The organism is Microtetraspora sp. NBRC 13810, assembly GCF_030268685.1.
GTDB lineage: Bacteria > Actinomycetota > Actinomycetes > Streptosporangiales > Streptosporangiaceae > BSRQ01.
This window is the reverse complement of sequence record NZ_BSRQ01000002.1, coordinates 76,725-98,888: the sequence shown is the minus strand read 5'-3', so window position 1 is coordinate 98,888 and position 22,164 is coordinate 76,725. Positions and strand designations below refer to the sequence as shown.

Genomic DNA, 22,164 nt, shown 5'->3' with positions numbered 1-22,164 from the left:
CATCTCGGGAGAAGTCCACGCCGTGTTCGTGAGCCGTCGCCTGACACCCGCAGCCGGATCCGACCCAGCCCGCCGGGGCGCCGCGTGAACGGCGACGCCGGTCCGGGACCCCGCACCGGCGCCCGCCCGGAGTACCGTCGCGAGCTGTTAGCGCCGGCCGGAGCGAGCGCCTCGTGAACGACGTCAGCGAACTCCGCGGCAGGCAGCTCTCCCGCTGGTGCGACCTCCCCTGCTCGCCGGTCGCCTCCTCGGTCGCCCGGCGGTGGGTGACGGCGATGCTCGCCTCCTGGGACCTGCGCCTAAACGCAGCCGACGAGGCGACGATCGCGGAACTGACCAGCGAGCTGGTCACCAACGCCGTCCAGCACGCGGCCCCGGCCGCCCGCGACGTCTCCGGCATAAGGATCAACGTGCGGGCGGGTTCCAGTGTCGTCTGGCTGGCCGTGTGCGACCCCGACCCGACCCTGCCCCGGCCCCGGACGCCCGACTTCTTCGCCGAGAGCGGCCGCGGCCTCTTCCTCGTCGAGGCCCAGGCCGACCAGTGGGGCGCCGTCCGGTGCGGTGACGGCAAGTACGTCTGGTTCAGCCTCGCGTGCCTGGGCGGCGTGGGCGAACCGTTCTTCGCTGACCGATCCTCAACCGGCGTCCTGAACACGAAGGAGAATCCGCCATGTCCTCCGTCGTCCTACCCCACGATGTCCGCGGTTCCGGGCCGCACCGCGTAATCGCGCTGCACGGCTGGTTCGGCGACCGCACCTCCTTCAGCAAGATCCAGCCCTACCTGGACGGCGACGCCTTCACCTACGCCTTCCCCGACTACCGCGGCTACGGCGAGGCCCGTGACCTCGCCGGTGAGTTCACCCTCGCCGAGATCGCCGCGGACGTGATCGCGCTCGCCGACAAGCTCGGCTGGGAGACCTTCTCCCTGGTGGGCCACTCCATGGGCGGCACGGCGATGCAGCGGGTGATGCTGGACGCGCCGGGCCGGGTGCGCAAGCTCGTCGGCGTCTCCCCGGTGCCGGCCTCCGGCGTCCCGTTCGACGAGCAGGGCTGGGGCCTGTTCGCCGGCGCGGCCGAGGAGCCCGCCAACCGCCGGGCGATCATCGACCTCACCACCGGCAACCGGCTCCCCGCCAGGTGGCTGGACGAGATGGTGGACGCCTCCGTGCGCAACTCCGCGGCGCCCGCCTTCCGGGCCTACCTGGACGCCTGGGCCGGGACCGACTTCCACGCGGAGGTCGAGGGCAACGCCACGCCCGCGCTCCTCATCGCCGGCGCGCACGACCCGGCGCTGTCCGCCGACGTCATGCGGGGCACCTGGTTGCAGTGGTACCCGAACGCCGAGCTGCTTGTCCTGACAGACGCCGGACACTACGCGATCGATGAGACGCCGTTGGCTCTTGTGTCGGCTCTTGAACGTTTTCTGACCGCCTGACGGTCTGTACGAGGGGTGCCCATGATTGACATGAACACGACGCTCAACGTGTTCGACCCGCGCATCTACGCGCAGGGCATCCCGCATGAGACATACCGGCGGTCGCGCGACGAGGAGCCGGTGCGCTGGCAGGAGGAGCACGCGGTCGACGACTGGCCGGCCGGGCCCGGTTTCTGGGCGGTGACCCGGCACGCGGACGTCGTACGGGTGCTGCGGTCGCCGACCGAGTACAGCTCCTGGACCGGCGCCACGCAGATCCGCGACCCCGATCCGGCCGACCTGTCGTTCATCCGGCGGATGATGCTCAACCTCGATCCGCCGGACCACGGCAGGCTCCGGCGGATCGTCTCCGGCGTGTTCACCCCCGGCCGGGTCGAGCGCTTCGCGCACGGCATCGCGACCCGGGCCCGGCTGCTCGTCGACGAGATCGCCGAACGCGGCGCGTGCGACCTGCCGGTGGACGTGACCGACGACTACCCGATCCAGAACCTCGCCGACCTCCTCGGCATCCCGGCCGCGGACCGGGGCCAGATCCTGGCGTGGACGAACCGGGTCGTCGGCTACCAGGATCCCGACCACGCGACCGTGGTCCGCGGCCCGAACGGCGAACCGGTCAACCCGCGCTCCCCGGCCATGCTCACCGACATGTTCGAGTACGCGCACGCCCTCGCCGAGTACAAGCGGCGCAACCCGGCCGACGACATCATGACCGCGCTGGCCACGGCCGAGGTGGACGGGCAGCGGCTCAGCGACCCCGAGCTGTCGATGTTCTTCTTCCTGCTGGTCATCGCGGGCAACGACACCGTGCGCTCGGCGCTGCCCGGCGGGGTGATCGCGCTGCTCGGCCACCCGGGGGAGCACCGCAGGCTGCTCGCCGACCCCGGGCTGCTCGACTCGGCGATCGAGGAGATGCTGCGCTGGCACCCGCCGGTGCTCAGCTTCCGGCGCACCGCCGTGCACGACACCGAGCTGGCCGGGCGGCCCATCGCCGCCGGGGACAAGGTCGTCGTCTTCCACGCCGCCGCCAACTACGACGAGCGGCGGTTCCCCGACCCGATGACGTTCGACGTCGCCCGGCGGGACAACGATCACGTTTCCTTCGGCGACGGTCCCCACGTGTGCCTCGGCGCCCGTTTCGCCCGGCTGCAACTGCGGGCGTTCTACCACGAGTTCCTCTGGCGGCTGCCGGACGTCGAACTCGCCGGGCCGCCCGTCCGGCTGGTGTCGAACTTCATCGCCGGGGTCAAGCACCTGCCGCTGCGCTACACCCCCGTCGCCCGGCTGGGTGTGGAATGACCACCGAGCAGCACCCGTCGACCGTGCCGGGCTCGAAGACCATCGACACCGGGCTGCGGCTCCTGGAGATCCTCCGCGACCACCCGGACGGGCTCACCATCACCGAGCTCGCCCAGGTGGCCGGCATCCACCGCAACGCGGTCTCCCGCCACCTGACCGCGCTCGGCAACCACCGGCTGGTCGCCAGGATCGGCGGCCGGTTCACCCTCGGCCTCGGCATCGTCGAACTCAACGCCGCCGTGCAACACCGGCTGCGCACCGCGGCGGCGTCCGCGCTCCAGGTGCTGGCCGACACGTGCAACGCCACCGCGTTCATCACGGTGCTCGACACCGACGAGGACCAGGCGGTCGTGCTCACCGTGGCCGAGCCGCGGGCGTCGCAGTTCCACGTGTCCTACCGGGCCGGCACCCGGCACCCCGCGGACCGGGGGGCCTCCGGCATCGCCATACTGGCCGGCCGGGCGGCGCTGCCCGGGGAGCGCCCGGAGATCGGCGAGGCGCGGGCCGCCGGCTACTCGGTCACCTCCGGCGAGTTGCAGCCGGGCGCGTGGGGCGTCGCCGTGCCGATCGCCACGCCCGGCCGCGCCGCCGAGGCCAGCGTGGGAGTCGTCACCATCGGCGAGCGGGACGCCGCGCACATCGCCCCGCTCGTCCTCGCCAGCGCCGCCCAGATCGCCCGCCTGCTGTAACGGGAGGACCGGCCCGTGCGTCCCGGCGCCACGGGCCGGTTCCGTACGGGAGACCCGTCCGCCCTCAGGCGGGGAAGCCGACGGAGTGCGTGTCCATGAACTCGCGGACGCCCTCGACGCCCATCTCACGGCCCATGCCGCTGTGCGCGAAGCCGCCGTACCGAACTCGCGGACCTCGGCGCCGGACTCGCGCGCCCGCGCGACCAGGTCCCGCACGTACTCCGCCTGCCGCGGGCTGTGCAGCGGCCCCATCGTCACCCCCTCGTCCAGGCCGTGGCCCAGCCGGGTGCCGGCGAGAAGCCCGGATGATCGTCACCACGCCCAGCGGCAGGTAGGAGATCTCGGTCCGGTACGGCGGAGCCGCCAGCCGGGTCACCCGCTACAGCGGGATCTCCATCGCCTACCAGCTCGGCGGCATGATCGGCGGCGCGGTGACGCCGATCGCCGCGACCGCGCTGTTCGACGCCTACGGGTCCTCGACGGCGATCGCGGTGTACGTGACGGCACTGTGCCTGATCAGCTTCCTGGCCATCCTCGGGCTGCGCCAGCCGGAGCCGTCCGCCGCGGACGCGACCGGTCCGCGGCCGGCGCCCGCCACGCGGTGAACGGGCCCGCGGCCCCGCCGTCCCCGGTACGGCAGGGCCGCGGCGTGCGTTGTTCAAGCGGTTTGTCGGCGTTTTACCGTGTAGTACCATTCGGGGCGACACGCGGGCCTGACGTGAGTGCCGGGCCGCTCGACCAGGCAGAGGTGCGGAGCGACGTGGAGTCCACTGCCGGCGCTGCCCGGCCGCCGGGCACGGTGGACGAGGCCGTCGGGGCCCTGCTGGCGGTGTCCGCCGGGGGCCTGGCCCTGCTCGACCGGCACGGCCGGTTCACCCTGGTCAACCCTGCCGCCGCGGACATCCTCGGCCGCGCCGCGGACGACCTGGTGGGCGACGGGTCGCCGTTCGACCTCAAGGTCAGGGGGGACGTCTGCCGCACCTCGTGGCCGGCTCCGGGCGGGCGGCGGCGCGACCTCGAATACCGCATCGCCCCGGTGGCCGCCGGCGGCTACGCGGTCTGGTTCAGCGACGTGACCGACGCCGTCCGGCAGCAGGAGCGGCTGACCGCCATCGTCAGGGCCGCCTCCAGCGTCGCCGACGCGTTCTCGCTGCGCGCGACCCTGGACGCGGTGGCCCGCGAGGTCGTGATGACGGCGAACATCGCGGCCGTGCAGATCCTCGCGCTGGACGACCCGCAGGACGAGCTGCGGGTGCTCGGCATGGCCGGGTTCGGCGACGCCCGGGACTTCACCGAGCGGCTCAGCGCCTGCCGCCGCCGGGGCGCCCGGGTCCGCTTCATGGACGCCTTCCAGCAGGGCGCGCCGGTCGTGGTGCCGAACCGCAAGCCCGCGATCCTCGCCGACCCGGCCTGGGAGCCGTTGCACGCCATCATGGGCTACCCCGACTGGGACGGCTTCGTGTCCATGCCGCTGACGGTCCGCGGGCGCACCGTCGGCGTGATCAACGCGTACTACGTGCCGGGGGAGGATCCCGGCGCCAGCTCGCTGGCCTTCCTGGAGGCGATGGCCGACCACGCCGCGGTCGCCATCGACACCGCCGCGCTGGTCGCGCAGACCCGCACCCACGAGCGGCGGCGGCTGGCCAGGGACCTGCACGACTCCGTGGTGCAGCAGCTCTTCTCGATGCGCATGCAGGCCAAGGCGCTGCGCGCCCAGCTCGACCGCCCGGACGCCGACCCGGCGAGCGTGCGCAGCGGCGCCGAGGAACTCGCCGAGCTCTCCCAGAGCGCACTGGCCGACCTGCGCGGCCTCGTCTTCGAACTGCGCCCGCTGGACCTCGCGGAACGCGGCCTCGTCGACGCCGTCCGGGTGCACGCCGAGAGCCTGGAGGCGCGCACCGGCCTGGCCGTCGACGTCCAGGCCGCGGGCGGGCTGGAACCGGACCTGGGCGTCGACGCGCAGGAAGACGTCTACCGCATCGTCCAGGAGGCGCTGCACAACGTGATCAAGCACGCCCACGCCACCGAGGTGGCCATCCGGTTCGCCAGGTCGGCGGGCGGCGGCCTGACCGTCGAGGTCGCGGACAACGGCTGCGGCCCCAGCCGTACGCCCGCGGCCGAGGACCCCGGCCAGGCGACCCTCGGCCTGGTGTCCATGCGGGAACGCGCCCAGCGCTGGGGCGGCCTCGTCGCCGCCGGTCCCCGACCCGCGGGCGGCTGGACCGTCGCGGTGACCCTGCCGGGGCCGGGCGCCGGGACGGGGGACGCGCCGTGAGAGGCGACGCGGACCCGGACCGGGTCATCCGGATCATGGTCGTGGACGACCACGCCATCGTCCGCCGCGGGCTGCTGGCCTACACCGACACCGTGGCCGGGCTGCGGGTGGTGGGGGAGGCGGCCGACGGGCAGCAGGCGGTCGCCCTGCTGCGGCAGTGGGAGACGCTCGGCGAGCCGCTGCCCGACGTGGTGCTGATGGACCTGCAGATGCCGCGGATGGGCGGGGTGGAGGCGACCGCGGCCATCGTGCGGGCCCACCCCGGCGTGCGGGTCGTCGTGTTGTCGAGCTTCGGCGAGGCGGAACGGGTGCACGCCGCGCTCGCCGCCGGCGCGGCCGGCTACCTGCTCAAGGACGCCGACCCCGACGAGGTCGTGATGGCGGTCAGGGCCGCCGCGGAGGGCGAGGTGCACCTGGACTCCGCGGTCGCCCGCCAGCTCACCCGGCGGATGACCGCGCCCAACGTCGGGCTCACCTCGCTCACCGCCCGCGAGCGGGAGATCCTCACCCTGGTCGCCCAGGGCCACGCCAACCGCGACATCGCCGACCGCCTGGCCATCAGCGAACGCACCGCCCGCACCCACGTCAGCAACGTCCTGTCCAAGCTCCAGCTCTCCTCCCGCACCCAGGCCGCCCTCCTCGCCATCCGCGAGGGCCTCATCCCACCACCCGCCTGACGCCCCCTCCGCCCCCGGGGCGGGAAGCGGCCTCCGAGCGGGAAGCCCTCCCCGGGTCTCCCCGGGGGGAGCGGCACCCCGGGCGGGATCGGCCCGCCTCCCGCGGCCGGGCGGGGATCGGCCCGTCTCCCGTGGCCGGGTGGGCGCGGGCTGACGTGGCCGGGTGGGTGCGGGTCGGTGTGGCCGGGTGGGTGCGACAAATGACGTAGGGGCGGCGGGTCGGATCGGTCGGCGTGGGGGTGACGTCTGGCCGATTCACCGGGGCGGGCGGGTTCCTACGGTTGTTCGCGAGCGCGGTCGCCGGGGCCGTGCCGCCCGGCGACATCGCAGAGAGGGCCACCGCCACCGTGATCGCGCCCATCGTCCTCGACGTGCCGGCGACGGCGACCCGTACCGGCTCCGAGGCCGAGGCCGACCTCGTCGTCGTGGCGCGCGGGGACGAGGCCGAGGGCGTCGTCGGCGTGCGGCTCGCGCTGCCGTCCGGCGGGACGCTGCCCGCCTGGACGCCCGGCGCGCACATCGACGTGCTGCTGCCCGGCGGGCCGGTCCGGCAGTACTCGCTGTGCGGCGACCCGGCCGAGCGGGCCCGCTGGCGCATCGCGGTGCTGCGGGAGCCCGGCGGGCGCGGCGGGTCCCGGTGGATCGCCGACGAACTGGCCGAGGGCGCCACCGTGCGGGTCCGCGGACCGCGCAACAACTTCCCGCTGCGGCCCGCGGAGCGGTACGTGTTCGTGGCCGGCGGCATCGGCATCACGCCGCTGCTGCCGATGGTCGGGGCGGTGGCCGCGGCGGGCGCCGACTGGGTGCTCCACTACGGCGGGCGTACCCGCGCGTCGATGGCCTTCCTCGGCGAGCTGGCCCGCCACGGAGACCGCGTTCACGTGCATCCCCAGGACGAGACCGGCCTGCTCGACCTGGACGCCGTCCTCGGCGGGCCGGAGCGGGACGCCCTGGTCTACTGCTGCGGGCCCGCCGGCCTGATCGAGGCGGTGGAGCTCCGGTGCCGCGACCGCGCCCCCGGCACGCTGCGCGTCGAGCGGTTCGCCGCCGCGCCGGTGGCCGCCGAGGGCGAGGACACCGCGTTCGACGTCGTCTGCGCCCGCTCCGGGCTCACCGTCCCGGTGCCGGCGGGCACGTCCGTGCTCCAGGCGCTGGAGGACGCCGGGATCGACGTCCTCTCCTCCTGCACCGAGGGGATCTGCGGCACCTGCGAGACCGTCGTGCTGGAAGGCGAGCCCGACCACCGCGACTCCCTGCTCACCGACGAGGAGCGGGCCGCCGGGGACACGATGATGATCTGCGTCTCCCGGTGCCGCGGCGCCCGCCTGGTGCTCGACCTGTGACCCCGCAAGCCACCTCCTCCCCGATCTGGAGCCCCATGGCCGACTCCCCAGGGAACCCGTCCGTACTGGTCGTCAGCGCGCACTCCGGTGACTTCGTCTGGCGCGCGGGCGGCGCGATCGCGCTGACCGCGCGGCGCGGCGGCAGCGTGCACGTGCTGTGCCTGAGCTTCGGTGAGCGGGGCGAGTCACAGGGCCTGTGGCAGCGGGAGGGCATGACGCTGGAGCGGGTCAAGGAGGCCCGGCGGGCCGAGGCGTCCGCGGCGGCCGGGGTGCTCGGCGCGAGCATCGAGTTCCTCGACCTCGGCGACTATCCGCTGCGGGTGGACGAGGCGGCGGTGGACCGGATCGCCGGCGTCATGCGCGCGCGGCGGCCGGACGTCCTGCTCACCCACGTGGCCGACGACCCCTACAACCGGGACCACAACCAGGCCCACGAGACCACCCTGCTCACCCGCATGATCGCCCAGGCGCACGGCCACGACCCGGCGACCCGCCCGCTGGGCGCCGCCCAGGTGCTCCAGTTCGAACCGCACCAGCCGGAGGTCTGCGGGTTCGTCCCCGACCTGCTGCTCGACGTCACGCCGGTCTTCGACGTGAAGGCCGAGGCGATGAGCCGGATGACCGCCCAGGAACACCTGGTGCGCTACTACACCGACCTCGGCCTGCGCCGGGGCGTACAGGCGGTCCGCAACGGCGCCCCGAAGACCGTCACGCACGCCGAGGCATACCAGCGGACCTTCCCGACCGTGGGGGACGAACTCCGATGAACCAGCATGTGATCGTACGAACCGACCGGCAGCCCGATCCGGAGGCCGTGGCGGTCGTCGGGCGGCTCGGCGTGGCCACCACGCACGAGGCGATGGGCCGCCGCGGCCTCGCCCAGCCCGTGCTGCGCCCGATCTACCCCGGCGCGCGGGTCGCGGGCCGGGCCGTCACCGTGCTCAGCCAGCCCGGCGACAACCTGATGCTGCACGCCTGCATCGAGCAGTGCGGACCGGGCGACGTGCTCGTGGTCGCGACGACGAGCCCGTCCACCGACGGCATGTTCGGCGGGCTGTTCGCCACCCAGCTCACCGCGCGCGGCGTGCGCGGGCTGGTCATCGACGCGGGCGTGCGCGACGTCGCCGAGCTGACCGCGATGGGGTTCCCGGTCTGGGCGCGCGCGATCTCCGCCCAGGGCACCGTCAAGGCCACCCCCGGGTCGGTGAACGTGCCCGTGGTGGCCGCCGGGGCGTACGTGCGTCCCGGGGACGTGATCGTCGCCGACGACGACGGCGTGCTGTGCCTGCCCCTGGAGGACGCGCCCGAGGTGGCGGCCCGCGCCCTCGCCCGCGAGGCGAACGAGCAGGAGAAACGCGAGAAGTTCCAGGCCGGCGTCCTCGGCCTGGACCTGTACGGCATGCGGGAGACCCTCGCCCGCCTTGGCGTGACCTACATCGACGACCAGACGACCAGTGGAGGCCGAGATGGGTGAGATCGTCGCCGCGATGGCCGGGGTGCACGCGCCCCAGCTGCTGCAGAAGTTCGCCGGCGAGGACGAGGAGAAGCTGGCGGCCAGCCGGGACGCGCTCCTCGAACTCGGCCGGGTCCTCGACGAGACGCGGCCCGACGTGCTGCTGGTGATCGGCACCGACCACCTGGAGACCTTCTCGCTCGACCTCGTCCCCACCTTCACCCTGGTCACCGGGGAGCGCGCCACCGGCGAGTTCGGCGGCGAGCGCTTCGACCACCCGGTGCACCGCGAGCTGGCCACCGCCCTGCTGGAGGGGCTGGTCGAGCGCGGCTTCGACCTGGCGTACTCCCAGCACGCCGAACTGGGCCACGCGTTCGCCACGCCGTTCCGCTACGTGCTCGGGGACCGCGACATCCCGGTCATCCCGCTGCTCGTCAACGTCTACCTGCCGCCGCTGCCCACCGGCCGCCGGTGCGAGGCGCTGGGCAGGGCGATCGGCGAGGTGATCGCCGGCCGTCCGGAGCGGGTCGCCGTCCTGGCCAGCGGCGGGATGTCGCACTTCCCCGGCACGCCGCGCTACCCGCACCCGGAGTTCGCCTTCGACGAGTGGATCATCGAGCGGATCGAGGAGAACGACCTCGACCCGGTCCTCGACCTCACCCCGCCCCAGCTCGACGAGGTCGGCGAGGGCGAGATGCTGGCGTGGTTCGTCCTGTGGGGGGCGATGGGGAAGCGGTCGCCCGGCCGGGTGCTGAGTTACCAGAAGGTCTGGCACCACGGCCAGGGCGTCGTCGTCTGGGACCCGGCGGTGGCGTCGTGAGCCGTAAGCCGCCCTTCGAGTTCAGGAACCAGGGATACAACTACTACCGGTACCCGGCCCCGGAGAACTACGCGTTCAACCGGCTGCTCCGCGACTTCCGCGACCCGGCCCTGCGCCGCAGGTACCTCGACGACGCGGCCGGCCTGGTCGCCGAGTACGGGCTCTCCGAGGCCGAGGCCACGGCGCTGGCCACGCTGGACGTGGACACCTGCGTGGCGGCCGGCGCCCACCCGCTGCTGGCCTGGACGGGGTGCCGGATGACCGCCCGCGACCGGGACGCCGCCGGATCCTGACCGCCCACCTCCACCTCCCCGAGGAGTCTCCATGGCTTCACCCGCACGACTGGTCATGAACGGCTGGTACATGGGCGCCTGGGCCGACGAGGTCGGCCGGAAGCTGATGCAGCGCTGGATCGCCGGCCGTCCCGTCTGCTTCTACCGGTTGCTGGACGGCACGGTGAACGCGATCGAGGACCGCTGCCCGCACCGCAGGTTCCCGCTGTCGCTGGGCCGCCTGGACGGCGACGTCATCGAGTGCAACTACCACGGCTACCGGATCGACGGCACCGGCGGCTGCGTCGGCGTCGCCGAGCAGTCGGACCGGCCGAAGGCGTCGGTGCACCGCTTCCCGCTGGTGGAACGCGACGGCGTCGTCTGGATCTGGCCGGGCGACCCGGAGCAGGCCGACGAGAGCCTGCTGCCCGACACGTCCTGGCTCACCTCTCCGGGCTGGACCCACGTGCACGGCGTCGTGCCGCTCAAGGCCCGGCACCTGCTGCTGGTGGAGAACCTGCTCGACCTGACCCACGAGACGTTCCTGCACCCGGGCAGCATCGGCAACGCCGCCGTCGCGGCCACCCCGATCGACGTGACCAGCGAGGGGCACCGGGTGTCCTTCACCCGGCACATGGTCGGCATCGAGGCGCCGCCCTTCTACGAGAAGTCGATGGGTCTCACGTCGCCGATCGACCGCTGGCAGGACGGCGACTTCTACGCCCCCGGCATCTTCCAGCTCAACATCCGGCTCGCGCCCACCGGCACCGAGGAGCCCGAGGGCTTCCACATGAAGGTCCTCTACGGGCTGACCCCGGCCACCGAGACGGAGACGCACGACTTCTTCGCGCTGGGCCGCGACTACCGCATCCACGACGAGGAGCTGTCGAAGTTCCAGCTCGACCAGCAGCTCGCCGTGATGAAGGAGGACGTCGACGCCCTGGAGATCCAGGAGGTGATGGTGGCCACCGAACCCGACGGCGTCCGGGAGTCGAGCATCCGCTCCGACGTGGCCGGCATCCGCGGCCGGCGGCTGCTGGAGAAGATGGCGGCGAAGGAGGCGGGCGCGGCGGCACCGGCCCGCCGTACCCGCCCGGCTGCCACGGGGGCGGCCACGGGGGTGGCCACGTGAGCGCCTTCGTCCTGGTGCACGGCGCGTGGCACGGCGGGTGGTGCTGGGACCGGGTGGCGCCGCATCTGCGGGCCGCCGGGCACGACGTGCACGCCCCGACGCTGACCGGGCTGTCGGAGCGCGCCCATCTGCTTTCCCCGCAGGTGGGCCTGGACACGCACGTCGAGGACGTGGTCCGGCTCCTGGACGTCCTCGCGTCGCGTGACGTGGTGCTGGTGGGGCACAGCTACGCCGGGCAGGTGATCACCGCGGTCGCCGACCGGCGGCCCGCCGCGGTCGCCAGGCTGGTGTACCTCGACGCGTTCGCGGGGGAGGACGGCGAGGCGGCGCGCGACCTGCTGCCGGAGACCGTGGCCCGGCACTGGGCCGAGGCGGCGGCCGGTCCGGGGTTCGGCTGGCTCGTCCCGGTCCGCAAGCTGTCCGTGCTCGGGGTGACCGAGCAGGCCGACGTGGACTGGCTGACCCCGAGGCTGACCCCGCACCCGTGGCGGACCTACACCGATCCGCTCCGCCTCACCGGCGCCGCCGCCGGGGTGCCCGCCGCGTTCGTGGAGTGCGTGGCGTGGATGCGGGTCTTCCGGGAGCAGGCCGGCCGGGCCAGGGAACGCGGCTGGCCGGTCCGCGAGCTCGACACCGGCCACGAGGCGATGGTCACCGCCCCGAAGGCACTCGCCGACGTCCTGCTGGAACTGGCCGGCTGATCCCACCCGCAGCCGGAATCCCACCCCACCCGCAGCCGGAAGGCCGCTCCCACCTCGGCCGACAGGCCGCCTTCCCCACCCTCAGCCGAGGGAACGCCCCCCGGCCCACAGAAGGAGACGACGTGGAGTTCCTCGTCAGGTCCGAGAACCGCCTGCCCGCCAGCACCCCCGCCGAGCAGCGCGAGGAGCTGCGCAGGGCCGAACGCGCCCGTGCCGTGGAACTCCGCGAGGCCGGCATCCTCAAGCGGCTGTGGCGGGTGCCCGGCCGTACCGCGACGATCGGCCTGTACGAGGCCGACGATCCGGCGGAGCTGCACGACGCCCTCATGTCCCTGCCGATGGCCCCCTGGCTGGACGTCACCGTCGAGGCGCTGGCCACCCACCCGCAGGAGCGGGACCGCTAGTGGACGGCGCGCGCACGCTCCGCGTGTCCCTGCGCGCGGCAGCCGGTCAGCTCGTGGGCCGCTGCTGGTGCGGGCGGACGCACGCCGGCGACGACCCGGTGGAGATGTGGGACTGGCTGGACGAGCACGAGCACGAGGAGCCCGCCTGCCGGTCAGCCGCCCGCTGACCGGGCCCCGCCACGCGGGGCGGCCCGTCAGTCCTCGACCGCGAGGATCACGTCGGACGCCTTGATCAACGTGATGACCTGGCTGCCCTGCGCGAGCCCCAGCTCGCGCGCCGCCTCCTGGGTGATGGACGCCACCAGGCGCAGACCGCCCGCGTCCAGCTCCACGTTGGCCGTCGCCTCACCGTGCGTGATGGCGACGACCTGGGCCGGGATCTTGTTACGCGCACTCAACCGCATCGCTTCCCCCCTCGTCGGACCTGCACTGTCAGCTCTTCCCGGCCGGCGATATGCGACACCTCGGCGGGCGGAGCGGCCTGTCCCCGGCCCAGCCAGGCCGGCGAGGGGGAAAGCGGCGGGGTCAACCGGTCATGGCGGCGTGCAGCCGCAGGTACGGCAGCGCCTCCTGCGGCCGGTTCCGCCGTTGCAACGTGCGGCCGAGCAGCAGGCAGGCGTAGGACTCGGCGGGGTCGCGCTCCAGCACCCTGCGCAGCTCGGCCTCGGCCCGGCCAAGCTGCGCCGAGTGGTAGTAGGCGCGGGCGAGCAGCAGCCGCGCCGCCAGGTTGTCCGGGGCCCGCCTGACGACCTCGGCCAGGATCTTCGAGGCGCCGATGTAGTCCTGCGCCTCGAAGAACAGCGTGCCGCGCTCGAACTCGGCCATCAACGTCTCGGCGGTCATGGTCCTACTCCTCTCCGGGGAACTCCCCGTGCGCGTGCGGGACGCGCTCCGCGGGGATGACGCCCAGGCGGCCCGCCTGGTAGTCCTCCATCGCCTTGACGATCTCTGCCCTGGTGTTCATCACGAAGGGGCCGTAGTGCACCACCGGCTCCTTGATCGGCCGCCCGCCGAGGACCAGCACCTCCAGATTCGGCTCGGCGGACGGCTGGCCGGGGTCGGCGGCGAGGGTGAGCGCGTCGCCGGGCCCGAACACCGCGAGCTGGCCCTTGCGGACCGGCCGCCGCTCGTCGCCCGCGCTGCCCTGACCGGCCAGCACGTAGGCCAGCGCGTTGAAGCCGGGGTTCCACGGCAGGTTCAGCCGCGCGCCGGGGCTGAGCGTCGCGTGCACCAGCGAGATCGGGGTGAACGTCGAGCCGGGACCGGTGTGCCCGGCCAGCTCGCCGGCGATCACCCGGAGCAGCGTCCCGCCGTCGTCGGACGACAGCAGGGCGGCCTGCCGGCCACGGATGTCCTGGTAGCGCGGCGGGCTGAACTTGTCGCTGCGCGGCAGGTTCACCCACAGCTGGACGCCGTGGAACAGCCCGCCGGACAGCACCAGGTGCTCCGGCGGCTTCTCGATGTGCAGGATCCCGGCTCCGGCGGTCATCCACTGCGTGTCGCCGTCGGTGATCGTCCCGCCGCCGCCGTTGGAGTCCTGGTGTTCGAAGATCCCGTCGATGATGTAGGTGACGGTCTCGAAGCCGCGGTGCGGGTGCCAGGGCGTGCCCTTGGGCTCGCCGGGGGCGTACTCGACCTCGCCCATCTGGTCCATGTGCAGGAAGGGGTCGAGCGTGGACGCCGGCACGCCGGCGAAGGCCCGGCGGACCGGGAAGCCCTCGCCCTCGAAGCCGCTGGGGGCGGTGGTCACGACGCGGACGGGACGCTGGACGGTCACGGCGGGGTCGGGCACGGCCACCCGCGGGAGCGTGAGGGTGTCGGCGGTGATGGCGGGCATGGCCCCTCCCGGTGGTTGAACCTTCAACTTGTTGCCCGGAGTAACGCGTCCGGCCGCCGAACCATTCCCGTGGAGGGCGAGCCTCGCCGGGACACTCACAAAACTTCATGAAACCGCGCTATCGTGACGAAGCAACACAAATCGGACTTGTCTAAGGGGTGTCCTCCTAGATGACGGATCTTCGTGCCCTGAACCGGCTGCGCAAGACCTTCAACCGTCACGATCTCGACGGGCTCGCGCAATGCTTCAGCCGGGGAGCCGTGCTGGTCGCACCGGACGGCATAGGGCAGGACCGGGAGGAGATCGCCTCGTACTACGGTCAGTTCATCGAGGCGTTCCCGGACTCCCGGTGCACCCCCCAGTCGGTGACCACGTCCACCGACAGCCTCGTGGCGGAGTACACCCTCACCGGCACCCACAAGGGGCCGTACCTGGTGCCGGGCGGCGGGACCGTCGAGCCGACCGGGCGCCCGATCACCGTCCGGGCGTGCAGCGTGTCCTTCCTGGAGGACGGCCTGATCGCCAGCCACCGGATCTACTATGACCAGTTCGAGCTGGCGGCCCAGATCGGCGGCTCCCTCCGGTTCGGCGAGGACCCCCCATGGGTTTGATCCACCAGCTTTGCCGAGGTTATGGAAGAGGGCATTACAGTCACGAATGATCGCGGTATAGCGTCGGTGGGCGCAGCCCACCTTCAAGGAGACGCGAACCGTGCGATTCCGATTACTGCCCGCCCTGGCGTCCGCCGTCGCCGTCGCGACGGCCCTCACCCTGACCGCCCTCCCCGCCGGCGCCCGGTCCGCGCCGGCCGCCGTCGTCGCCGCGGACGACCTGCTGACCAGGCTCCAGGCCATCCCCGGTCTCACCGTCGTGTCGGAGACCCAGCCGGCCGGCTACCGGTTCTTCGTCCTGCGGTACACCCAGCCGGTGGACCACAGGAAGCCGCGCGGGGCGACCTTCGAGCAGCGGCTCACCCTGCTGCACCGGTCCGCCGGGGCGCCCGTCGTGCTGTCCACCAACGGCTACGGCCTGGCGGTGAACCCCACCGCCTCCCGTACCGAGCCCACCCAACTGCTCGACGGCAACCAGGTCTCGGTGGAACACCGCTTCTTCCGCGACTCCCGCCCGTCCCCGGCCGACTGGGACGACCTGACCATCTGGCAGGAGGCGACGGACGAGCACCGGATCGTCCAGGCGCTCAAGACGATCTACTCGGGCAGGTGGATCCAGACGGGCGCCAGCAAGGGCGGCATGACGTCGGTCTACCACCGGCGGTTCTATCCCGAGGACGTGGACGGCGTGGTGGCCTACGTCGCGCCCAACGACCGGCTGAACCCGCTCGACCACGAGTACGACAGATTCTTCGCCGGCGTCGGCGACCAGGCGTGCCGTACCGCGCTGGAGAACGTGCAGCGTGAGGCGCTCAAGCGGCGCGACCGGCTGGTGCCGCGCGTCGCGGCGTACGCGGCGGACAACGGCTACACCTTCGCCAGGACGCTGGGCACCGCCGACCGGTCCTTCGAGATGACGGTCCTGGACACGGCGTGGGCCTTCTGGCAGTACTCCGACGTGTCCGCGTGCGCCGGCGTGCCTGCGGCGACGGCCACGGATGACGAGCTGTACGCCTGGATCGACGCCGTGGCGTTCTTCGGCTTCTACACCGACCAGGGGCTGGACTACTACACGCCGTACTACTACCAGGCGGCCACCCAGCTCGGCTGGCCCGACCTCGCCTTCCGGCACCTGCGCGGCCTGACCCGCTACCCCGACCTCTACCAGCCCAACTCCTCGATCCCGGCCGAGCTCCGGTCCGGGTACAACCCGCTGCCGATGCTCGACGTGGACACGTGGGTGCGGACCCGCGCCGAGCGGATGATGTTCGTCTACGGCGAGAACGACCCGTGGAGCGCCGAGCAGTTCAGCCCGAGCAGGCGGGACTCCCACCGGTACGTCGCCCCGGGCGCCAACCACGGCGCGAACATCTCCCGGCTGGCCGAGGCGGACCGCGCCGCGGCGACGGCCACCCTGCGCCGCTGGGCGGGAGTCACGGACACCGGGCCGCTGCAGAAGGCGGCCGGCCTCCCCTTCGACGACATGCTCCCCACCCGCAGGCCCGCGGACTCGTAACCGGGCCCGAAGCCGGGAACGGCCCGCCACCGCGGCGGGCCGTTCCCGGCGAAGGGTGGCAGCGGCAGGGCCAGGATCGCCCCGGTCCCGGCCGCCCACCCGGTGATACCGTCGAATCCTGGCCCGCCAGGGGCCACGCGTTCCCGCGCATCGCACCCCCCGTACTCGCACCCCCCGTACCGACCTGCGGCAGAAGGGGGCTGGCAGTGGGAGGACACGGCAGTGGCGGCCGGCGGCGGGCCGACGCCGCGCGGGCCGGGCGCTGACGCCGGAGGGCGGCGCGGATGCCGACGCTGGGCGCCCTGACGAGACGGCCGGAGCTGGACCTCAGGTTCGCCGAGAGCGCGGACGCGGCACGCTACGGCGACCGTCCCGTGGAGGCGGTCGTCGAGGGCGCCTGGGCGGCCGAGGGGGAGTCCGCCCGCGTCGACGCGATGCGGAACGTCCTGCTCCTGCTGCCCGCGGCGAACGCCTCACCCGCCGCGCACGACCCGTCCCAGGCCCCCGCGTGGGGGACGGCGGACGACGTACGGCGGGCCGGGGCGCGGCTCGGCGAGCTGGCCCGCGGCGGGGTCGCCGGAGTCGTCATCGCCGGCTGCGCCGGGGTGCCCGAGGAACTCGCCGCGGCGGCCCGCCGGTCCGGCGTCCCGCTGCTGACGGTCCCGGACGGCGCGTCGCAGGCGTGGACCCGGCTCTTCCCGGTGATCCGCCGCGAGGAGCAACGCGAACGCCGCAGGTACGCCGACGAGGTCAAGACCATGCAACGCCTGGTGCTGGAACCGGACGGCCTGCGCCGCCTGCTGCGCTGGCTGGCCCGGCAGATCTCCGGCTCCGTGGCCCTGGTCGGCCCCGGCGGCACGGTGCTGTACGCGTACCCGGACCTGCCGGAGGACGTCCTCACCCGGGCGCGCCCGGACATCGAGCGGGTCGTCGCCAAGCAGACCTGGTCGGCCGCGATCGACCTGGCTCCCCGGGTGGCGCACATCATGTCCATCGGCGGCGAGGAGCCCAGCGCCGTGCTCGTCCTGGTCAGGGACGAGGCGTTCCCCGCGCCGCTGCGCGGCCTCGTGGCCGACGCGGCGGGCCTGGTGTGGCTGCGCTGGCGGGTGGAGGAGCTGCGGGCACGCGGCAGACAGGTCGACCAGGCGGTGGCGCACAGCCGCGAGGCGACCCTGCACCTGCTCATGCTGGGCAACATCCAGGGGGCCCGGCGGGTCACCCGGGCGCTGGGGGCACGGCTCCCCGAGATCACCCGGGTGTACATCGTGGAGTGCCCGGCCGGTCAGCGGCCCGACTACGAGCGCACCTGCGCCGACATGACCGGCGGCCGGGCCTGGATCGTCCGCTGCCCGGTCTACACCCGGCACCTCATCGTGCTGGCCCCGGCCGAGTCGGAGGAGGCCGACGGGCCGCTGGACCAGGCGCTGCGGTCGCTCGCCGAGACCCGGCCGGGCTGCTACGTCGGCGCCGGGCGGGTCGTCGCCCTGCACGACACGGCGGCCGGGTACGAGCAGGCGTTCCACGCGCTGGCGGTGGCCCGGGGCACGCCCGCGCGGTGCGCCACGTTCAGCATCCGTGAGGACATCACGGCGCTGCTCGGCCCCGGCGGGCTGCCGTGGGCGCTGCGGAAGCTCCGCCGGCTGCTGGAGTACCGCCCCGAACGCCGCCAGGACCCCGACGCGGACGAGCTGACGGCCACCCTCGCCTCCTGGCTCGCCTTCTACAACGGCGCGGCGAAGCAGATGAAGATCCACCGGAACACCCTGTCCGCCCGGCTGCGGCACATCGAAGGGCTGCTCGGCTGCGACCTGGGCGACCTGCGCACCCAGGCGGAGATCCAGCTCGCGCTGCGGCTGCTGGAGCAGGCGGCACGGCACACGTCGGGCGAACCGGAGGCCGTCGCGCTGGACGTGCTCATCGACACGCCGCAGGCGCGGTACTGGGCGGAGGCCCACCTGTCCCCGCTGCGCGACGCGGAGCCGCAACTGCTGGAGACGCTGCGCGCCTGGCTGAACAGCAACGCCCGGCTGGACGTGACCGCGGAGGTGCTCGCGCTCTCCGTCCCGGCCGCGCGCAAGCGCATGCTCCGCGTCGAAGCCATCCTGGCCAGGTCGCTGCTGAACGCGCCCTCGGCCCGGTACGACCTGATCCTCGCCGTGCGGATCCTGGACGGGCGGGCGGTCCCGCGGCGGCGGGAGATCGCCTGACGGATCCCGCCGCCGTCTTTCACTCCCCAATGGGAAACCGGATGGCCCTTTCACTGTGCAAACAGAAACCCGGGCCGCGGCGCAGGTCGGCCTAGCATCGGAGACACGACGGTGAACGGTGCGGACGGCTGGCGGCGGTGGTGATGAACAACGTGCTACAGGAACGGTACGCGTGCTACGAGTGGCACCTGGACGGCTTCGCCCCGTCCGGCGCGCGCCGGGCCGTGGAGGAGATCCTCTTCTTCTGGGAGGTGGAGAGGGAGGGCGTCGGCGATGCCATGCTGATCACCTCGGAGGTCGTGACCAACGCCGTCAGGCACGTCCACCCCGAGCTGCGGCGCACCGGCTTCCTGCACGTCGCGATCGTCCTGGCGGCCGGCACGCTGCGCTTCGAGATCAGCGACCCTGATCCCCGTCCGCCCCGCCTGGTGCACGCGACGGATGACGACGAGTGCCATCGGGGCATGACCATCGTGGACGCGCTGGCCAGGGAATGGGGTTGCCAGCCCGCCCCCGTGGGATTCGGCAAGGTCGTCTGGTGGACGCAGTCCGTCGCCCTGGCACGATGACCTGCCCGGCGCCCTGACCGGCGAGGCCGCCCGCGAACACGCGGGCGGCCGTCGCCGACTCCCCGAGGATCAGCGACCGGGGATCACCGGCCGGGGATCACAGGGCGTACCGCTCGCGGGCCTCCTGGACGGTCTCCGCCTTGACGTCACCGCGCTTGGCGAGGGCGGCGAGCGCCGCGACCACCACCGACTGCGGGTCCACGCCGAAGTACCGGCGGGCCGCCTCACGGGTGTCGGAGAGGCCGAAGCCGTCCGTGCCGATGGAGCTCCAGTCCTGCGGCACCCACTGGCCGATCTGGTCGGGGACCGCGCGCATCCAGTCGCTCACCGCGAGGACCGGGCCGGGCGCGCCCTCCAGCACGCGGGTCACGTAGGGCACCCGCTCCTCGCCGCGCAGCTGCGCGGCGTCGCAGGCCAGCGCGTCGCGGCGCAGCTCGCTCCAGGAGGTGGCGGACCACACGTCGGCGGCCACCCCCCAGTCGGCGGCGAGAAGCTCCTGCGCCTCCAGGATCCAGTGGATGGCGGTGCCGGAGGCGAGAAGCTGGAGGCGCGGGGCGTCGTCGGGCAGCCCCTCGCTCTCCTTGTAGCGGTAGAGCCCCTTGAGGATGCCCTCCTCGACATCCGCCCGCTCCGGCATCGGCGGCTGCACCTTGGTCTCGTTGTAGACCGTGAGGTAGTAGAAGACGTCCTCCGCCTGCGGGCCGTACATCCGGCGCAGGCCGTCGCGCACGATCACGCCCACCTCGTAGGCGAAGGCCGGGTCGTAGGCGACCGCCGCCGGGTTGGTGGCGGCGATCAGGTGCGAGTGGCCGTCCGCGTGCTGCACGCCCTCGCCGGTCATCGTCGTACGGCCGGCCGTGGCGCCGATGAGGAAGCCGCGGCCGAGCTGGTCGGCGACCGCCCACATCTGGTCGGCGGTCCGCTGCCAGCCGAACATCGAGTAGAAGATGTAGAACGGGATCATCGGCTCGCCGTGCGTCGAGTACGACGTCGCGGCGGCGGTGAAGTCGGCCATCGAACCGGCCTCGGTGATGCCCTCGTGCAGGATCTGCCCGTCGCGGGCTTCCTTGTAGTAGAGGAGCATGTCCCGGTCCACCGGGTCGTAGGTCTGGCCGAGCGGGGAGTAGATCCCGGCGGTCGGGAAGAGCGACTCCATGCCGAAGGTGCGCGCCTCGTCCGGCACGATCGGCACCCACCGCCTGCCGGTCTCCTTGTCCCGCATGAGGTCCTTGACCAGCCGGACGAAGGCCATCGTGGTGGCGATCTCCTGGCCGCCCGACCCCTTGGCCAGGGTCTCGAACGGTTTGGCGGCCGGCTCGGGCAGCGCGACCGGGTGCACCGAGCGGGCCGGGGCGGGGCCGCCCAGCGCGGCCCGGCGCTCGTGCAGGTAGCGGACCTCGGGCGAGCCGGCGCCCGGGTGCGCGTAGGGCATCAGGTCGCCGGCCAGCGCGCTGTCCGGGATCGGCAGCTCCAGCACGTCGCGCAGGACGCGGAACTCCTTGGCGGTCAGCTTCTTCATCTGGTGGTTGGCGTTGCGCGACTCGAAGCCCGCGCCGAGCGTGTGGCCCTTGACCGTCTGGGCGAGGATCACCGTCGGCGCGCCCTTGTGCTCGACGGCGGCGCGGTAGGCGGCGTACACCTTGCGCGGCTCGTGGCCGGCCCGGGAGGTGTGGAAGCACTCGTCGATCTGCGCGTCGGTCAGCACCCTCGACATCTCGGCCAGCTCGCTGGAGGCGCCGAAGAAGTGCTCGCGGATGTAGGCGACGTCACGGGTCGCGTACGTCTGGAACTGGCCGTCGGGGATCTCGCGCAGCCGCCTGGCCAGCGCGCCGGTGGTGTCGAGGGCGAACAGATCGTCCCACGCGGTGCCCCAGAGCGCCTTGACGACGTTCCACCCCGCGGCGCGGAACTGCGCCTCCAGCTCCTGGACGATCTTGAAGTTGGCGCGTACCGGCCCGTCCAGCCGCTGCAGGTTGCAGTTGATCACGAAGGTGAGGTTGTCCAGCCGCTCCCGGCCGGCCAGGGCGAGCGCGGCGGTCGACTCCGGCTCGTCCATCTCGCCGTCGCCGAGGAACGCCCACACGCGCGAGCCCGAGGTGTCCTTGATGCCGCGGTGCTCCAGATAGCGGTTGAACCGCGCCTGGTAGATCGCGGACAGCGGGCCGAGGCCCATCGACACGGTGGCGAACTCCCACAGCCACGGCAGCCGGCGCGGATGCGGGTAGGAGGGCAGGCCGTCGCCGCCCGTCTCCTGGCGGAAACGGTCGAGGTGGCCCTCGGAGAGCCGCCCGTCGAGGAACGCGCGGGCGTAGACGCCGGGGGAGGCGTGGCCCTGGATGTAGAGCTGGTCGCCGGACCCGTCGGCCTCCTTGCCGCGGAAGAAGTGCTGGAAGCCGATCTCGTACAGCCACGCGGCCGAGGCGTAGGTGGCGATGTGCCCGCCCAGCCCGTAACGGCTGCCGCGGGTCACCATGGCCGCCGCGTTCCACCGGTTCCAGGCGGTGACGCGCCGCTCCAGCTCGGCGTCGCCGGGGATGTCCGGCTCGGCGGCCGTCGGGATGGTGTTGACGTAGTCGGTCTCCACCAGCCGGGGCAGGTCGAGGCCGATGCCCTCGGCGTGCTCAAGGGTGCGACGCATCAGGTACGAAGCGCGGTGCGGCCCGGCGGCCGCGGCGACGGCGTCGAGCGAGGCGGCCCACTCGGCGGTCTCCTCGGGATCGCGATCGGGGAGTTGGTCGAGCCCGCTCGGCTGCTTGCGCGTGGCGTCGGTCATGGAGGCCGCCTTCCGACTGGTCCGGGCCGTCCCGCCGGGGTGGGCGGGCCGGTGAGACGGTGAGAAAGGTGTGTCCTGTCACCAGGACAGGGCTGGGCCGGGTGGGCCCGCTCCCTACTCTAGATCTGATCGATGATCGATCAAAACGGACAAA

24 protein-coding genes are annotated in these 22,164 nt (G+C 73.3%); 20 read left to right on the top strand and 4 right to left on the bottom strand.

Annotation, left to right across the window (positions count from 1 at the left end; genetic code table 11):
- Positions 1 to 173: 173 nt before the first annotated feature.
- The 16 genes from QSK26_RS04260 to QSK26_RS04185 all read left to right on the top strand — a co-directional run bounded on the left by QSK26_RS04260 (position 174) and on the right by QSK26_RS04185 (position 12,664).
- Positions 174 to 725 carry an ATP-binding protein gene (locus QSK26_RS04260; RefSeq protein ID WP_285773627.1) on the top strand — a complete coding sequence of 184 codons (552 nt, stop codon included), beginning with the start codon at positions 174 to 176 and terminating at the stop codon, positions 723 to 725.
- Entirely contained in the window at positions 671 to 1,435 is a 765-nt protein-coding gene (locus tag QSK26_RS04255; RefSeq protein WP_285773626.1) for an alpha/beta fold hydrolase, read from the top strand. Before QSK26_RS04260 ends, QSK26_RS04255 begins: the two co-directional genes overlap by 55 nt.
- Before the next feature lie 21 nt (positions 1,436 to 1,456).
- Positions 1,457 to 2,731 (top strand): cytochrome P450, encoded by a 1,275-nt coding sequence (locus tag QSK26_RS04250; protein WP_285773625.1) that lies wholly within the window; start codon positions 1,457 to 1,459, stop codon positions 2,729 to 2,731.
- Positions 2,728 to 3,420: an IclR family transcriptional regulator gene (locus tag QSK26_RS04245; protein ID WP_285773624.1), complete on the top strand. Its 693-nt coding sequence runs from the start codon at positions 2,728 to 2,730 to the stop codon at positions 3,418 to 3,420. The genes QSK26_RS04250 and QSK26_RS04245 overlap by 4 nt, the downstream gene beginning before the upstream one ends.
- A gap of 416 nt (positions 3,421 to 3,836) precedes the next feature.
- Complete coding sequence (locus QSK26_RS04240; protein WP_285773623.1) at positions 3,837 to 4,025, top strand: hypothetical protein; 189 nt, start codon at positions 3,837 to 3,839, stop codon at positions 4,023 to 4,025.
- A gap of 155 nt (positions 4,026 to 4,180) precedes the next feature.
- The gene (locus QSK26_RS04235; RefSeq protein WP_285773622.1) at positions 4,181 to 5,695 is read left to right on the top strand and encodes a sensor histidine kinase; all 1,515 of its coding nucleotides are present in this window, start codon (positions 4,181 to 4,183) and stop codon (positions 5,693 to 5,695) included.
- Positions 5,692 to 6,372: a response regulator gene (locus tag QSK26_RS04230; RefSeq protein WP_285773621.1), complete on the top strand. Its 681-nt coding sequence runs from the start codon at positions 5,692 to 5,694 to the stop codon at positions 6,370 to 6,372. The genes QSK26_RS04235 and QSK26_RS04230 overlap by 4 nt, the downstream gene beginning before the upstream one ends.
- Before the next feature lie 239 nt (positions 6,373 to 6,611).
- Positions 6,612 to 7,715: a PDR/VanB family oxidoreductase gene (locus tag QSK26_RS04225; RefSeq protein WP_285773620.1), complete on the top strand. Its 1,104-nt coding sequence runs from the start codon at positions 6,612 to 6,614 to the stop codon at positions 7,713 to 7,715.
- 35 nt (positions 7,716 to 7,750) lie between these two features.
- The gene (locus QSK26_RS04220) at positions 7,751 to 8,482 is read left to right on the top strand and encodes a PIG-L deacetylase family protein (protein ID WP_285773619.1); all 732 of its coding nucleotides are present in this window, start codon (positions 7,751 to 7,753) and stop codon (positions 8,480 to 8,482) included.
- Positions 8,483 to 8,490: 8 nt separating this feature from the next.
- Positions 8,491 to 9,189, top strand: coding sequence for a 4-carboxy-4-hydroxy-2-oxoadipate aldolase/oxaloacetate decarboxylase (locus QSK26_RS04215; RefSeq protein WP_285773618.1), 699 nt, complete (start codon positions 8,491 to 8,493; stop codon positions 9,187 to 9,189).
- A complete protein-coding gene (locus tag QSK26_RS04210) occupies positions 9,182 to 9,988 on the top strand; it encodes a DODA-type extradiol aromatic ring-opening family dioxygenase (RefSeq protein WP_285773617.1) in 807 nt (268 codons plus the stop codon). The genes QSK26_RS04215 and QSK26_RS04210 overlap by 8 nt, the downstream gene beginning before the upstream one ends.
- Positions 9,985 to 10,281 carry a hypothetical protein gene (locus QSK26_RS04205; RefSeq protein WP_285773616.1) on the top strand — a complete coding sequence of 99 codons (297 nt, stop codon included), beginning with the start codon at positions 9,985 to 9,987 and terminating at the stop codon, positions 10,279 to 10,281. Before QSK26_RS04210 ends, QSK26_RS04205 begins: the two co-directional genes overlap by 4 nt.
- Before the next feature lie 31 nt (positions 10,282 to 10,312).
- Positions 10,313 to 11,392, top strand: a complete 1,080-nt coding sequence (locus tag QSK26_RS04200; protein WP_285773615.1) for a Rieske 2Fe-2S domain-containing protein — start codon at positions 10,313 to 10,315, stop codon at positions 11,390 to 11,392.
- The gene (locus QSK26_RS04195; RefSeq protein ID WP_285773614.1) at positions 11,389 to 12,093 is read left to right on the top strand and encodes an alpha/beta fold hydrolase; all 705 of its coding nucleotides are present in this window, start codon (positions 11,389 to 11,391) and stop codon (positions 12,091 to 12,093) included. Before QSK26_RS04200 ends, QSK26_RS04195 begins: the two co-directional genes overlap by 4 nt.
- 122 nt (positions 12,094 to 12,215) lie before the next feature.
- Positions 12,216 to 12,497 carry a muconolactone Delta-isomerase family protein gene (locus QSK26_RS04190; RefSeq protein ID WP_285773613.1) on the top strand — a complete coding sequence of 94 codons (282 nt, stop codon included), beginning with the start codon at positions 12,216 to 12,218 and terminating at the stop codon, positions 12,495 to 12,497.
- Positions 12,497 to 12,664 (top strand): hypothetical protein, encoded by a 168-nt coding sequence (locus QSK26_RS04185; protein ID WP_285773612.1) that lies wholly within the window; start codon positions 12,497 to 12,499, stop codon positions 12,662 to 12,664. Before QSK26_RS04190 ends, QSK26_RS04185 begins: the two co-directional genes overlap by 1 nt.
- A 27-nt stretch (positions 12,665 to 12,691) precedes the next feature.
- Here QSK26_RS04185 and QSK26_RS04180 read toward each other — a convergent pair whose 3' ends face one another.
- The 3 genes from QSK26_RS04180 to QSK26_RS04170 all read right to left on the bottom strand — a co-directional run bounded on the left by QSK26_RS04180 (position 12,692) and on the right by QSK26_RS04170 (position 14,334).
- On the bottom strand, positions 12,692 to 12,901 hold the full coding sequence (locus QSK26_RS04180) for a TOBE domain-containing protein (protein ID WP_285773611.1): 210 nt from the start codon (positions 12,899 to 12,901) through the stop codon (positions 12,692 to 12,694).
- A gap of 121 nt (positions 12,902 to 13,022) precedes the next feature.
- Positions 13,023 to 13,340: a tetratricopeptide repeat protein gene (locus QSK26_RS04175; protein WP_285773610.1), complete on the bottom strand. Its 318-nt coding sequence runs from the start codon at positions 13,338 to 13,340 to the stop codon at positions 13,023 to 13,025.
- 4 nt (positions 13,341 to 13,344) lie between these two features.
- Positions 13,345 to 14,334: a pirin family protein gene (locus QSK26_RS04170; RefSeq protein ID WP_285773609.1), complete on the bottom strand. Its 990-nt coding sequence runs from the start codon at positions 14,332 to 14,334 to the stop codon at positions 13,345 to 13,347.
- Positions 14,335 to 14,504: 170 nt separating this feature from the next.
- Here QSK26_RS04170 and QSK26_RS04165 point away from each other — a divergent pair, with 170 nt between their 5' ends.
- The 4 genes from QSK26_RS04165 (at position 14,505) to QSK26_RS04150 (ending at position 19,237) form a co-directional block, all read left to right on the top strand.
- On the top strand, positions 14,505 to 14,945 hold the full coding sequence (locus QSK26_RS04165) for an ester cyclase (RefSeq protein ID WP_285773608.1): 441 nt from the start codon (positions 14,505 to 14,507) through the stop codon (positions 14,943 to 14,945).
- 100 nt (positions 14,946 to 15,045) lie between these two features.
- On the top strand, positions 15,046 to 16,461 hold the full coding sequence (locus QSK26_RS04160; RefSeq protein WP_285773607.1) for a S28 family serine protease: 1,416 nt from the start codon (positions 15,046 to 15,048) through the stop codon (positions 16,459 to 16,461).
- 284 nt (positions 16,462 to 16,745) lie between these two features.
- Positions 16,746 to 18,668 carry a helix-turn-helix domain-containing protein gene (locus QSK26_RS04155; protein ID WP_285773606.1) on the top strand — a complete coding sequence of 641 codons (1,923 nt, stop codon included), beginning with the start codon at positions 16,746 to 16,748 and terminating at the stop codon, positions 18,666 to 18,668.
- Between the two features lie 143 nt (positions 18,669 to 18,811).
- Positions 18,812 to 19,237 (top strand): ATP-binding protein, encoded by a 426-nt coding sequence (locus QSK26_RS04150; protein ID WP_285773605.1) that lies wholly within the window; start codon positions 18,812 to 18,814, stop codon positions 19,235 to 19,237.
- Between the two features lie 97 nt (positions 19,238 to 19,334).
- On the opposite strand, the gene aceE is transcribed toward QSK26_RS04150, so the two are convergent.
- Positions 19,335 to 22,010, bottom strand: a complete 2,676-nt coding sequence (gene aceE / locus QSK26_RS04145) for a pyruvate dehydrogenase (acetyl-transferring), homodimeric type (protein ID WP_285773604.1) — start codon at positions 22,008 to 22,010, stop codon at positions 19,335 to 19,337.
- Positions 22,011 to 22,164: the final 154 nt, after the last annotated feature.

What these genes read in the sequence shown, in the direction of transcription:
- QSK26_RS04255 (WP_285773626.1), top strand. Translation starts at nt 671, where the DNA reads ATGTCCTCCGTCGTCCTACCCCACGATGTCCGCGGTTCCGGGCCGCAC.
- QSK26_RS04250 (WP_285773625.1), top strand. Translation starts at nt 1,457, where the DNA reads ATGATTGACATGAACACGACGCTCAACGTGTTCGACCCGCGCATCTAC.
- QSK26_RS04245 (WP_285773624.1), top strand. Translation starts at nt 2,728, where the DNA reads ATGACCACCGAGCAGCACCCGTCGACCGTGCCGGGCTCGAAGACCATC.
- QSK26_RS04240 (WP_285773623.1), top strand. Translation starts at nt 3,837, where the DNA reads ATGATCGGCGGCGCGGTGACGCCGATCGCCGCGACCGCGCTGTTCGAC.
- QSK26_RS04220 (WP_285773619.1), top strand. Translation starts at nt 7,751, where the DNA reads ATGGCCGACTCCCCAGGGAACCCGTCCGTACTGGTCGTCAGCGCGCAC.
- QSK26_RS04210 (WP_285773617.1), top strand. Translation starts at nt 9,182, where the DNA reads ATGGGTGAGATCGTCGCCGCGATGGCCGGGGTGCACGCGCCCCAGCTG.
- QSK26_RS04200 (WP_285773615.1), top strand. Translation starts at nt 10,313, where the DNA reads ATGGCTTCACCCGCACGACTGGTCATGAACGGCTGGTACATGGGCGCC.
- QSK26_RS04180 (WP_285773611.1), bottom strand. Translation starts at nt 12,901, where the DNA reads ATGCGGTTGAGTGCGCGTAACAAGATCCCGGCCCAGGTCGTCGCCATC.
- QSK26_RS04175 (WP_285773610.1), bottom strand. Translation starts at nt 13,340, where the DNA reads ATGACCGCCGAGACGTTGATGGCCGAGTTCGAGCGCGGCACGCTGTTC.
- QSK26_RS04170 (WP_285773609.1), bottom strand. Translation starts at nt 14,334, where the DNA reads ATGCCCGCCATCACCGCCGACACCCTCACGCTCCCGCGGGTGGCCGTG.
- QSK26_RS04165 (WP_285773608.1), top strand. Translation starts at nt 14,505, where the DNA reads ATGACGGATCTTCGTGCCCTGAACCGGCTGCGCAAGACCTTCAACCGT.
- QSK26_RS04155 (WP_285773606.1), top strand. Translation starts at nt 16,746, where the DNA reads ATGCCGACGCTGGGCGCCCTGACGAGACGGCCGGAGCTGGACCTCAGG.
- QSK26_RS04150 (WP_285773605.1), top strand. Translation starts at nt 18,812, where the DNA reads ATGAACAACGTGCTACAGGAACGGTACGCGTGCTACGAGTGGCACCTG.
- aceE (WP_285773604.1), bottom strand. Translation starts at nt 22,010, where the DNA reads ATGACCGACGCCACGCGCAAGCAGCCGAGCGGGCTCGACCAACTCCCC.